Genomic DNA, 12,695 nt, shown 5'->3' on the forward strand with positions numbered 1-12,695 from the left:
TTCCTCGGTGCTTTCCAGGTTTCCGCTCTCGCGGTTTCCTTTCCGGCGGTTCCGACTCTATCAGATCCTTTCGGGCCTGACTCCCAGTCAGCGGGGCTTGTCTTCGCGGCTGTTGGGCCGTTCCGACGTCTCAAACCTTAGCGGATCCTCCCGGCGATTCCTAATCGGACCGCCGAGTCCCTATTCGAATTGAATTCGGGCACGCCGAAATCAACCCGGTCGGGAGATCGTACTGGTGGTTGAGGTGCCGCTCGAGGCGGCGGAGGTGCTGCCGCAGAACCGTTACGGCCCCGTGGCAACCCGAAGAACTTTACGGATCGGGTCGGGGCGTGTCAAGCATCCTTGTCAAGATCTTTTCGGGTGGCTCAGTCCAGGTCGCTGAGCCGGCCGCCGGCGTCGGGCTGGGCGTGTTCCACGCGGCGCAGGAGCCTGGTCAGGACCTCGCCGAGCACCGCGCGCTCCGCAGGGGTGAGGTCCTGGAGCAGGTCCTCCTCGAAGACGGTCGCGCGCTGCATCGCCTCCAGCCACTTGTCGCGGCCCTCGGGAGTCAGCTCGACGATGACCCGCACGCGGTTGGACTCGTCGCGCTCCCGGGTGACCAGCCCCTCGGCGACCATGCGGTCGATCCGGTGGGTCATGGCGGCGGGGGTCAGGCCGAGCCGCTTGGCGAGGTCGCTGGGGCCCAGGCGGTACGGGGCGCCGGAGAGCACGAGCGCCTTGAGGACCTCCCACTCGGCGTTGCTGATGCCGAGGGCGGCGGTCTGGCGGCCGTACGCGACGTTCATACGGCGGTTCAGCCGGGACAGTGCCGACACGATCTTCTCGACCTGAGGGTCGAGGTCCTGGAACTCGCGCTGGTAGGCGGCGATCTGTTCGTCGAGCGTCGGCTCGGTGACGTCGGGGGTCTCGGCCATGGCCGCAGTATCGCACGGGGCTGCTTTGCGTTGAAGTCCTTGGAGATGTAGTCTTTAGCTTCGAACTTTAGCTTTGAAGTCTTCACTCCTAACTAGTGAGAGAGGTGAACGTGACCAGGGCGATGGGCGCAGCGATGCGCCGGATCCACGTGGGCAACGCACTCAGCGCATTCGGGCTCGGCTTCACGGTCCCCTACCTGTACGTCTATGTGGCGCAGGTGCGGGGTCTGGGAGCCATGACGGCGGGACTCGTGCTCGCCGTCTTCGCCGTGGCCGCGCTGATCGTGCTGCCGTTCGCCGGCCGGGCGATCGTGCAGCGCGGCCCGCTGCCGGTCCTGCTCGCCGCCCTGGTCACGGCCGCGCTGGGCGCGCTGAGCCTCGGACTCGCGGGGAGCGCGGGTGCCGTACTGCTGTCGGCCGCGGCTCTCGGGGCGGGGCAGGCCGTGATGCAGCCTGCGCTGGCGACGATGATCGTGGACTGCTCGACGACTCAGACGCGGTCGCGGGCGTTCGCGATGCAGTTCTTCCTGCAGAACCTGGGGCTCGGCGTCGGTGGTCTCATAGGCGGCCACCTCGTCGACACCACCCGGGTGTCCTCCTTCACGCTGCTGTTCGCGATCGAGGCGGCGATGTTCCTGCTGCTCGTCGTGGTGATGTCCACGGTGCGGATGCCGCACTCGCCGCGGATCGAGGACGCGCCGGCCGCTTCGGGGAAGGCCAGCTGGAAGCAGCTGACCGGGAACCGGGCGATGGTGCAGCTGTGTGTGCTGGGCTTCGTGCTGTTCTTCGCCTGCTACGGGCAGTTCGAATCGGGGCTGAGCGCGTACGGCGTGGAGGCCGCGGGGATATCGACGTCCGCGCTCGGTACGGCGCTGGCTGCGAACACGATGATGATCGTCGTCGCGCAGTTCGCCGTGCTGAAGTTCGTGGAGCGGCGGCGGCGGTCTCGGGTGATCGCGGGTGTGGGGCTGATCTGGGCCGTGGCCTGGCTGGCGGCGGGGTATGCGGGGCTTGGGCACGGCAGCCAGGAGATGGCGACTGCCGCGTTCGTGTCGACGTACGCGCTGTTCGGGCTGGGTGAGGCGATGTTGTCGCCGACGGTTGCCCCGCTGGTGGCCGATTTGGCGCCGGAGGGGATGGCTGGGCAGTACAACTCGGCGTTTGCGCTGGTCAAGCAGTTGGCGTTGGCCGTTGGCCCGGCGGTGGGTGGTCCTCTCGGGGCCTCGCTGCATGCCCCGTACATCGTGATCTTCCTGCTGTTCTCGCTGGGCATCACGGTGCTGGCGCTGCGGTTGGGACGGCGTCTGACCATTGCCCAGGATCAGCCGTGGGCTGCCGCGAAGAGCAGCCGGGTGGTGGCCCGGGGTGGGGCACCTACGGAGACCGTGACCGCATAGCCGTACGGCACCCGGCGCCCCCTAACCCCTCGGCAAGACGAACTCGCACCACACCGCTTTGCCGCCGCCCGGGGTTCTTCTCGACCCCCAGTTGGAGGCGATCGTCGCCACGATGGCGATCCCCCTCCCCGATTCGTCGCCCGGTTCTGCGCGGCGGCGGCGTGGCAGGTGGTCGTCGCCGTCCGTGACCTCGATGATCAGGCGGCGGTCGGTGCGGCGGAGTCGCAGGCGCATCGGTGGGGTTCCGTGCTGGAGGCTGTTGGCGACCAACTCGCTCGTGGCCAGGACGCCCAGGTCGTGCAGGTCGGCCGGGAAGCGCCAGCTGGTCAGGACGCCGGAGGCGAACGCGCGGGCGCGGGGTGCCGCCTCCACGCCGCCGAGCAGCTCCAGCGCCGCGTTGCGGAAGAGGTCGCCCTCGGGGCCGGTACGGGCGGGGTGCTGGAGGACGAGGACGGCGACGTCGTCGTCGTGGTCGGCGGTGACGCCGGCCGAGCGGACCAGGCGGTCGCAGACGACCTGGGGGGTGCCGGTCGCGCCGGACAGGGCGCGCTCCAGGGAGGCGATGCCCTCGTCCAGGTCCTCGTCGCGGCGCTCGACCAGGCCGTCCGTGTAGAGGACCGCCGTGGAACCGGGGCCGAGTGCGATCGAGCCCGATGCGTGCATCCAGCCGCCGGTGCCGAGCGGCGGGCCGGTGGGTTCGTCGGCGCGCAGGACCGTGCCGTTCTCGTCGCGGACCAGGATGGGCAGGTGGCCGGCGGAGGCGTACACCAGGCGGCCCTCGTTCGGGTCGTGGACGGCGTACACGCAGGTGGCGATCTGGTTGGCGTCGATCTCGGTGGCGAGGCCGTCGAGGAGTTGCAGGACCTCGTGCGGGGGGAGGTCGAGGCGGGCGTAGGCGCGCACCGCGGTGCGGAGCTGGCCCATGACCGCGGCCGCGCGGACGCCTCGGCCCATGACGTCGCCGATCACGAGCGCCGTGCGGCCGCCGCCGAGGGTGATCACGTCGTACCAGTCGCCGCCGACCGCGGCCTCCGTGCCGCCGGGCTGGTAGGTGGCGGCGATGCGCAGGTCGTCGGGCTGTTCCAGTTCCTGGGGGAGGAGAGAGCGTTGCAGGGTGACGGCCGTCTCGCGTTGGCGGCGCTCGCTGGCGCGCAGGCGTTCGGCGGCCTCGGCGTGGTCGGTGACGTCGGTGGCGAAGACGAGAACCGCGCCGTCCGCGCCGTCGGCGCCGTCCTCGGCCACGGGCGTGCAGGTGAAGGTGTAGGAGCGGCCGTCGACGGCCTTGCGGGACTTCAGGGTGCGGGGCTTGCCGCTGCGCAGCACCTGGTCGAGGAGGGGGAGGAGGCCCAGTTCGGCGAGCTCCGGGAGCGCCTCGCGGGCCGGTGCGCCCGGGGTGCGGGCGCCGAAGGCCGCCGCGTAGGCGTCGTTGACGTAGGCGATGCGGTGCTCGGGGCCGTGGACCAGGGCGACGAGGGCCGGGACGCGGTCCAGGACGTCGCGCGCGGGCAGTTCGTCGACGGCGGGCACGGGCGGTGCCCCGTCGGCCGGCTGTTCGGCGCGGGCAGCGGGCACGGAGCCTTCCCCTCGCCGGTCCGGGGGGACCGCGGTGTCGGTCCGCGCTGCGGCGCGGCGCTGCGTTCCGGGGAGCCGGGCGCTCCAGCGCGTGAAGTTCACAGTGGGGAAAGCCTCGTGGGTGCTGAGGGCGGGCAGGTGCCCGTCCGAGGACGTGGGGCAGTCTGGCAGGTGGCCGTCCGTGGCGATATCCGTCAGACGCCGGGGCGGGCCGGGTAGTTCCTGAGTCCGGTCAGGACGACCCCTTCGGGTCGTCCGAGGGGCTGTGAGGAGACTTTCCACCGGCCGCGAGTTCGAACTCCGCTCGGGGATGTTCGAGCGAACCGAGCGAGACGATCTCCCGTTTGAAGAGCCCGGCCAGGGTCCATTCCGCCAGCACGCGGGCCTTTCGGTTGAAGGTGGGCACCCTGCTGAGGTGGTACACGCGGTGCATGAACCAGGCAGGGTAGCCCTTCAGCTTGCGCCCGTAGACCTGGGCGACGCCCTTGTGCAGGCCGAGGGAGGCGACGGAGCCGACGTACTTGTGCGCGTACGTCTCCAGGGGTTCGCCGCGCAGCGCGTGGACGAGGTTGTCGCCGAGGACCTTGGCCTGGCGGACGGCGTGCTGGGCATTGGGGGCGGTCTCGGTGCCGGGTTCGGGGGCGGTGACGTCGGGGACGGCCGCGGCGTCGCCCGCGGCCCACGCGTGCGGGGCGCCGTCGACGGTCAGTTCGGCGGTGCACTTGAGGCGGCCGCGGCCGTTGAGGGGCAGGTCGGTGGCGGCGAGCAGGGGGTGCGGTCTGACGCCGGCCGTCCACACGACCGTACGGGTCGGGAAGCGCTGGCCGTCGCTGAGGACGGCGACGCGGTCGGCGCAGGAATCCAGGCGGGTGTTCAGCAGGACCTGGATGTTGCGGCGGCGCAGCTCGGTGACGGTGTAGCGGCCCATCTCCTCGCCGACCTCGGGGAGGATGCGGTCGGAGGCTTCCACAAGGATCCACTTCATGTCCTCGGGGCGGACGTTGTGGTAGTAGCGCGCGGTGTAGCGGGCCATGTCCTCGAGTTCGCCGAGTGCCTCGACTCCGGCGTAGCCGCCGCCGACGAAGACGAAGGTGAGGGCGGCGTCGCGGATCGCGGGGTCGCGGGTGGAGGAGGCGATGTCCATCTGCTCGATGACGTGGTTGCGCAGGCCGATGGCCTCTTCGACGGTCTTGAAGCCGATGCCGTACTCGGCGAGGCCGGGGATGGGCAGGGTGCGGGAGATCGAGCCGGGGGCGAGGACGAGTTCGTCGTAGCCGAGGAGTTCGGCGGACTTGCCCTCCTCGGCGGTGGCGAGCGTGGTGACGGCGGCGGTGCGCACCCCGTGGTCGATGGAGGTGACCTCGCCGATGACGACGTGACACCGGTCCAGGACGCGACGCAGCGGTACGACGACATGACGAGGGGAAATCGAACCGGCGGCCGCCTCGGGAAGGAACGGCTGGTACGTCATATAGGGGTCGGGAGTGACGACAGTGATGTCGACCTCGCCCTGCCTGAGCTCCCGCTTCAACCTCCGCTGCAGACGCAGGGCCGTGTACATCCCGACGTAGCCGCCGCCGACAACCAGAATGCGCGCACGTTCCTTCACCATCCCATGACGCACCCGACGCTGTTGTTTGTCCACAGCCCCGGCAATTTGTGTGACCGGCGAGCGGGTGTGCGCGAGGCCGGGGGCGCCGTCGGGGCGGGGCGAAAGCGGGCAGGTCAGCGGGGGCGGACAGGAGGGTACGAAGGTGCCGAATCGGGACGTACATGACCCGTACTCCGATCGGGGGCGCACTGTGCGGAACCTGCCCCTTCTGAATTGACCCTCACTCAACTATGTTCGTGTGTCGACGGGGTGTAGGGAATGTGGTCGAACGGGTCCGCGACGGGCGGGTCCGGTCGGGACCGATGCCAGTTCCGCGCACTCCGGTATTCAGTGGCGGGGAGAGTCTCCGGGGGGAGACGTCATTAACCGGGGGAAACACATGCATGTTCAGGACACTCATTGGTCATCGGCAGCCGCCCTCGCATCGGGCGGCGCGGCGGTGAGCGCGGCGGCGGGCAACGGGCGCGCCGACGGGGCGCGTACGACGCCGCTGCGGGTGGACGCACAGCGCAATCTGGAGCACGTGCTGCGTGCGGCGCGTGAGGTGTTCGGCGAGCTGGGGTACGGCGCGCCGATGGAGGATGTGGCACGGCGGGCCCGGGTCGGGGTCGGCACGGTGTACCGGCGCTTTCCGAGCAAGGACGTGCTGGTCCGGCGGATAGCCGAGGAGGAGACCGCGCGGCTGACGGAGCAGGCGCGGGCCGCGCTCGGGCAGGAGGACGAGCCGTGGTCGGCGCTGTCCCGCTTCCTGCGGACGTCCGTGGCGTCGGGGGCGGGGAGGTTGCTGCCGCCGCAGGTGCTGCGGGTGGGGGTCGCGGAGGAGGGCTCCGCCGGTTCGGCCGGGTCGGGTTCGGCTGAGGAGGCTCGGGTGCCTCAGCAGCGGTCGCAGCCGGGTTCGGGGGAGCTGCGGCTGGTGGCGGAGGCGTCCGGGATCTCCGTCGGGGAGGACAGCGGGGTCGGTGCGCTGCTCGAGGTCGTGGGGCAGTTGGTGGACCGGGCTCGGGCTGCGGGGGAGCTGCGGGCGGATGTGTCCGTGGCGGATGTGCTGCTCGTGATCGCTACGGCGGCGCCCTCGTTGCCGGATGCGGCGCAGCAGGCTGCGGCTTCGGCTCGGCTGCTGGACATTCTGCTGGAGGGGCTTCGGTCTCGGCCGGCGTAGGGGGGCGCGGGTTCGCCTCGGCTTCGCCTTCGGCGGGAGGGTGTTTCCCACCCGCACCACCCGTGCGGCTGTCACGGTCGGGTGCGGGTGGCCCCCGTGGGGGGGTCTCGCCGTCGGCGGCCGCCGGAGCGCGGGTTTGAGCGTCAGACGGCAGGCCCCGCGCGGCCATCGCGGTCGGAGGTGCGGGCGGGCCCCCGTGGGAGGCACTCGCCGTCGGCGGCCGCCGGAGCGCGGGTTTGAGCGACACGCGGCAGGCCCCGCGCAGCCATCACGGTCGGAGATGCGGGCGGCCCCAGTGGGAAGCTCTAGCCGTCGGCGGCCGCCACATCGCGGGATTGGGCACCACGCGGCAGGGCCCGCGCGACCAGCGCGGTCGGGTGCCGGTGGCTCCAGTGGGAAACTCTCGCCGTCGGCGGCCACCGCATCGCGGGATTGAGCGTCACACGGCAGACCCCGCGCAACCATCACGGTCGGAGATGCGGGCGGCCCCCCGTGGGAGGCACTCGCCGTCGGCGGCCGCCGGAGCGCGGGTTTGAGCGTCAGACGGCAGGCCCCGCGCGGCTATCGCGGGCGGGTGCCGGTGGCTCCTGCGGGACGGTCTCGCCGTCGGGGGCTGGTTGTTCGCTCACCCGTGAGGGCCTCTTCGGGATTCTCGTTCGGGTGGTGTTCCGTGGCCGGCGGTGGCAAGTGCGCTCGGATGAGTGGATGCCGTGTACGGCTGTACTTGAACGAAAGACAATGTGGCACCCTGAGCCGGTGACGGGTTGGGCTGGGCCGGTGTCGGGGGCTTTGCGCGATGGGCGTTGACGGGTGGGACGAGTCACGCGGTGACGGTGGCCCGGAGGCCGGCGGGCTGACCTCGCCGCAGGTGCCGAGTCAGGGCGGGAGGGGCGGGAAGGCCCCGGCCGGGACGCCCGCGGACGAGAGCGTGCCTGCTCAGCGTGGTGGGAGTGCGCTGCCGCCGCCCCGGGAGATGCCACCCGCCGACGGTGCGTTGATCGAGCGAATGCGCGGCGGCGACGACTCCGCGTACGAGGAGCTGTACCGGCGCCACGCCGATGCGGTGCGCCGGTATGCGCGGACCTGCTGCCGTGACGGGCACACCGCGGACGACCTCACCGCCGAGGTCTTCGCCCGCATGCTGCAGGCGGTGCGCGGCGGGTCGGGACCCGAGTACGCCGTGCGTGCCTATCTGCTGACCTCGGTGCGGCGCGTCGCCGCGCACTGGACCAAATCCGCCCGGCGCGAGCAGCTCGTGGACGACTTCGCCGTGTTCGCCCAGCAGGCCTCGCGCGGTACGGAGTCCGACGACGAAACGTTGGAGCAGGGCGCCGAGGTGCACGCCCTGCACGAGGCCGAGCAGTCCATGGCCATGCAGGCCTTCCGCTCGCTGCCCGAGCGCTGGCAGGCCGTGCTGTGGCACACCGAGGTGGAGGACGAGTCGCCGAGCGAGGTGGCCGTCCTGTTCGGGCTGGACGCCAACGGCACCCGGGTGCTGGCGAGCCGCGCCCGCGAGGGGCTGAAGCAGGCCTATCTGCAGGCGCACGTCAGCGCCTCCCTCACCGGCGACGAGGAGTGCGCCCGCTACGCCGACCAGCTCGGCACCTACGCCCGCCGCAAGCTGCGCATCCGCGCCGAGCGGGGGCTGCGCAAACACCTGGACGAGTGCGCCAAGTGCCGGCTGGCAGCCGCGCAGATCGAGGAGGTCGCGAGCAGCATCCCCGCGGTCGTGCCGGTCGCTGTCATCGGCTGGTTCGGGGCCGCCGGGTATGCGAAGGCGCTCGGCATCATCGCCGGAGGCGCCGGGATGGGTGCGGCGGGTGCCGCTGCCGCCACCGGCGGTTCCTCCGCAGGTACGGGTGGTGCGGGTGGCCCCGCGGCGGCCTCGGAGGGGCTCGGGGCACCGGTCAAGGCCGGGATCGCGGCCGGTGTGGTCGCCGTGGCCGCCGCCGCGGTGGCCCTGGCGCTGGTGAACGACAGCCATCCGGCCAAGGAGGTGGCCAAGCCGTCACCGCCCCCGCCGGCCGTCGAGCAGCCACAGACGCCGGCCCCCACGCCCAAGCCCACACCGAAGCCCACGCACACCCCCGGCGAGAAGAAGCCGGCGCCGGTGCCGGTGGTGCTAGCCCCCGAGCCGACACCGACACCGACACCGACTCCCACGCCCAAGCCCACTCCGACTCCGACGCCCACGCCCACCCCGAGGCCGAAGCCCACGCCGACCCCGACGCCGACCCCCACTCCCCCGCCGGCACCCGTCGTCTACGAGTGGAACGACCTGCGGTACGACGTCACCGGCGACGGCACCGGGCCCGAGATGCGGCTGCGCGAGAGCAGCTGGGTGTGGCAGCGGTACGGGATGTCGATCGGCGGCAGGCAGTACGCGCGCGGTGTCACCGTGCACGGCCGGTCCTCCGTCACCGTCGACCTCAACCGCCCGTGCACGGCGTACGACGCCCGGATCGGCGTGGACGACATGACCCTCGGGCTCGGCAAGGTCTCCTTCTCCGTCTACGGCGACGGGGTTCGGCTGTGGCGGTCCGGGACGGTCAAGGGCGGGGGCGCGGCCGTGCCCGTCCATGTCGGTCTGAGCGGGCTCAGGACCGTACGGCTCGTCGTGGAACCGCACCGCACCCTCGTCGACCCGGCTGCGCTGGCGGACTGGGCCGATTCCAAGTTCACCTGTTGACAGGGCGGTCCACGGCTCCGAGCGGACTCGCGCTCCCCGGGGTGGTCGCCGGTGCCTCCAGTTCGCGCAGGACGTCCTCCGTGCCGAGGGTCGCGCCCCGGGCGCGCTCGGCCGCGTAGCGGTCCGGGGGCAGTGTCGCGCGGGCTTCGGTGTCGATCTGCCCGGCCCGGGTGCACTCCGGCTCGGGGCGCGGATTCCCGGCGCGCCAGTGGTCCGCGGCCGCGTACAGCCGGACCGCGGCCGCCAGGTCGCCGAGCCCGGCCAGCAGTTCGGCGCCGATGTCCACCAGCGCCGCGGTGATCGACTCGGCGCAGCGCAGCGCCACCGCCTCCCGGAGCCCCTCGGCCACGATCGGCAGCGCCCGCCCGGGGCCGGACTCGCCGGCCGTGATCCGGGCGTCGGTCACGCGCAGGGCGGCCGTGAACTGCGGTGGCGGCGTGCCGCCGTCGGTGATCGCGAGGCATGTCTCGTACAGCTCCCGCGCGCGGGCCGGGTCGCCGTCGTACGCGGCGATGTGCGCCCGCATCAGCAGGACGAACGCCCGGGACTCGGCCGCCCCGTACTGGTCGGCGGCCGCGCCGGCCTCGTCCAGGGCGTCGAGGGCGCCCGCGGGGTCGCCGGAGCGGTAGGCGATCTCGGCGAGCCGCGCCATCAGGAACGGCGCCTCGGCGTAGGCACCCACCTCGTAGGCGAGGCGCAGTGCCTCCGTGTACTCGCCGCGGGCATCCTCGAACCTGCCGCGCGCCATGGCCGCCTCGCCGGCCGCGCTGCACACCTGCGCCCGCATCCAGCGGTCCCCGACGCGCCGGCTGAGCGTCCGCAGCTCCGCCAGGTCCTCGTCCACGCCCCGCAGGTTGCCCGGCGAGTCGACGGCCACGTGGGTGCGGTACATCAGGGCGACGCCGACCTCCCAGTCCCCGCCGTACCTGCGGCAGTTGGCGACCGCCGCCGCCATGTCGGGGCCGACGTCGACCGGGGCGCCCAGGTAGTAGGTGGTCAGCGGCCAGACGATGCCGGGCAGGCGGGCGGCCTGCGGACCGCCGTGCTCGTAGGCGGCCCGTACCCGTGCGATGTACTCCTGGGCGCGCTCGTCGGCCGCGAGGTTCGCCGTGCTCGACTCGGAGGTCAGGAACAGGTCGAGCATCCGCAGGTCCATGCGCAGCTCCCGCAGCGGGTGACCCGCCTCGCCGTCGGGGGCGGCGAGGAAGGCGCCGATCGGGTCGGCCGACTCCGCCGGCGGGACGGGGCCGGCCTGCCCCGTGCCCTCGGGCAGGGTGTCCCGGGCGACGCCCAGGCGCAGCACCCGCCGCACCCATTCGATGGCCTCCTGGCGGTAGTTGCGCAGCCAGCAGAACCAGCCGATCGCCAGGACGATCGCGCCCGCCTCCGCCTCGTCACCGACGCGCAGCGCACCGTCCAGGGCTGCCCGGATGTTGTCGAGTTCGCTCTCCAGGCGGGCGATCAAGGGCAGTTGGGCCGCCGACCGCAGCTGGGGCTCGGCCTGCTCGACCAGGGCGCGCACCCACGCGCGGTGGCGCCGCTCGGCCGCGGCGCGCAGCTCGGGGACCTCGGCCGCGCGCTCGGTGGCGTACTCGTGGATGGTCTCCAGCATGCGGTACCGCATGCCGCCGAAGCCGCCCGGGCGGTCCGGGGCGTCCGGCCCGTCCGGACCGTCCGGTCCGTCTGGGGCGGCCACGACGAGGGACTTGTCCACGAGGGCGCCGATCAGGTCTCCCGCCGGGCCGGTGCACACGGCCTCGGCTGCCGCCAGGTCCCAGCCGCCGGCGAACACCGACACCTCGCGCAGCACCGTCCGCTCCCGCTCGTCCAGCAGCTCCCAGGACCAGTCGACCACCGCACGCAGGGTCTGCTGGCGGGGCAGGACCGTGCGGCTTCCGGAGGTGAGCAGGCGGAAGCGGTCGTCCAGCCGGTCGGCGATCTGCCGCGGGGTCAGCAGCCTGAGCCGGGCGGCGGCGAGCTCGATGGCGAGCGGCAGCCCGTCCAGGCGGCGGCAGATCTCCGCCACGGCTTCGGTGTCGCGGAGCACGGCGTCGGCGTCGGGGCGGACGGTCCGCGCGCGCTCCGTGAAGAGGCGGTACGCCTGCTCGGGGACGAGGGGTTCGACCGGGCGCACCGACTCACCGGGGACGCCCAGGGGTTCACGACTGGTGGCGAGGATCGTGAGCCCGGGGCAGCGGGTGAGGAGGGTCTCGGCGAGGGCGGCGGCCGCGCCGATGACATGCTCGCAGTTGTCAAGGATCAGGAGTTGGCTGCGCGGGGCGCAGTACTCGACCAGCAGGGCCGTGGGGTCGGCCTGCGGTATCACCAGGTCGTGGGGCAGCAGCACGGTCTCGCGCAGACCGAGCGCGCTGACCACCGCGCCGGGCACCGCCTCCGGCCGGTCGAGCGGGGCCAGCTCGACCAGCCATGCCTGGGGCAGCCCTGCGGCGGCCTCCTCGGCGAGGCGGGTCTTTCCTGAGCCGCCCGGTCCGGTGAGGGTGACCAGGCGGGCCCTGTGCAAGTCGGAACGAATGGCCTTGAGTTCTGGTTCCCGGCCGACGAAGGACGTCAGGCGGGGGCGGAGATTGCCCGTCCGCTCCGGGGGGCGGGTGGGGGGCGGTGCGGCCGCGGGCGGCTCCTGCTTCAGCAACGACGCGTGCAGGGCCTTCAGTTCCGGGCCGGGGTCGGTGCCGAGGGTGTCGGCGAGGGTGCGGCGGGCCGACTCGTACGCGGCGAGGGCGTCGGCGGGGCGGCCGGTGTCGCGCAGGGCGCGGATGAGGAGGGCGTGCAGGGGTTCGTCGTACGGGTGGGCCGCGGTCAGTTCCCGCAGTTCCGGTACGACGTCCTGGGCGCGGCCGAGGTCGAGGGCGGCGGTGGCGCGGGCGCGGGTCGCCTCCAGGCGCAGGGCTTCCGGGCGGGTGGCCGCGGTGCGGTCGGGGAGGTCGGCGAGGGCGGGGCCGTGCCACAGGGCGAGGGCGTCGGTGAGGGTGCGGTGGGCGGTGGCGGGGTCGCCTTGCGCGAGGGCCTTGGTGCCGGTGTGGGTGAGGTGTTCGAAGACGTACAGGTCGACGTCGTCCTCGGTCGCCTCCAGGCGGTAGCCGCCCTGGGTGGAGGCGATGGTGTGTCTGCCGAGGGTGCGGCGGAGGCGGGCGACGAGGGCCTGGAGGGCGGCGGGGGCGTCCTGGGGCGGGGTGTCCGCCCAGACCTCGTCGATCAGGGTCTCGGGGGTGGTGGTACGGCCGGGGCGGAGGGCCAGGGCCGTGAGGAGGGTGCGGAGGCGGGGGCCGCCGATGGGTAGGGGGGTGCCCTGGTCGTCCGTCGCTTGGGTTACGCCCAGGATTCTGTACCGCAC

At 72.9% G+C, this 12,695-nt stretch carries 7 protein-coding genes; 3 read left to right on the forward strand and 4 right to left on the reverse strand.

Annotation, left to right across the window (positions count from 1 at the left end):
• Positions 1–365: 365 nt before the first annotated feature.
• Positions 366–914, reverse strand: a complete 549-nt coding sequence (locus ACZ5DS_RS26465; protein ID WP_468243028.1) for a MarR family winged helix-turn-helix transcriptional regulator — start codon at positions 912–914, stop codon at positions 366–368.
• A 122-nt stretch (positions 915–1,036) separates the two neighbouring features.
• Here ACZ5DS_RS26465 and ACZ5DS_RS26470 point away from each other — a divergent pair, with 122 nt between their 5' ends.
• Positions 1,037–2,311, forward strand: coding sequence for an MFS transporter (locus ACZ5DS_RS26470; RefSeq protein ID WP_468243774.1), 1,275 nt, complete (start codon positions 1,037–1,039; stop codon positions 2,309–2,311).
• Between the two features lie 21 nt (positions 2,312–2,332).
• Here ACZ5DS_RS26470 and ACZ5DS_RS26475 read toward each other — a convergent pair whose 3' ends face one another.
• Entirely contained in the window at positions 2,333–3,985 is a 1,653-nt protein-coding gene (locus tag ACZ5DS_RS26475; protein WP_468243030.1) for an ATP-binding SpoIIE family protein phosphatase, read from the reverse strand.
• 130 nt (positions 3,986–4,115) lie between these two features.
• Positions 4,116–5,495 carry an NAD(P)/FAD-dependent oxidoreductase gene (locus ACZ5DS_RS26480; RefSeq protein ID WP_468243032.1) on the reverse strand — a complete coding sequence of 460 codons (1,380 nt, stop codon included), beginning with the start codon at positions 5,493–5,495 and terminating at the stop codon, positions 4,116–4,118.
• 379 nt (positions 5,496–5,874) lie between these two features.
• Between ACZ5DS_RS26480 and ACZ5DS_RS26485 the strand changes: the two genes are divergently transcribed.
• Together ACZ5DS_RS26485 and ACZ5DS_RS26490 are read left to right on the forward strand one after the other, a co-directional pair.
• The gene (locus ACZ5DS_RS26485) at positions 5,875–6,654 is read left to right on the forward strand and encodes a TetR/AcrR family transcriptional regulator (RefSeq protein WP_468243034.1); all 780 of its coding nucleotides are present in this window, start codon (positions 5,875–5,877) and stop codon (positions 6,652–6,654) included.
• Positions 6,655–7,450: 796 nt separating this feature from the next.
• On the forward strand, positions 7,451–9,343 hold the full coding sequence (locus ACZ5DS_RS26490; protein ID WP_468243036.1) for a sigma-70 family RNA polymerase sigma factor: 1,893 nt from the start codon (positions 7,451–7,453) through the stop codon (positions 9,341–9,343).
• Here ACZ5DS_RS26490 and ACZ5DS_RS26495 read toward each other — a convergent pair.
• Positions 9,333–12,695: an AfsR/SARP family transcriptional regulator gene (locus ACZ5DS_RS26495; protein WP_468243039.1), complete on the reverse strand. Its 3,363-nt coding sequence runs from the start codon at positions 12,693–12,695 to the stop codon at positions 9,333–9,335. The genes ACZ5DS_RS26490 and ACZ5DS_RS26495 overlap by 11 nt on opposite strands.

The organism is Streptomyces sp. NPDC031100, from assembly GCF_055570785.1.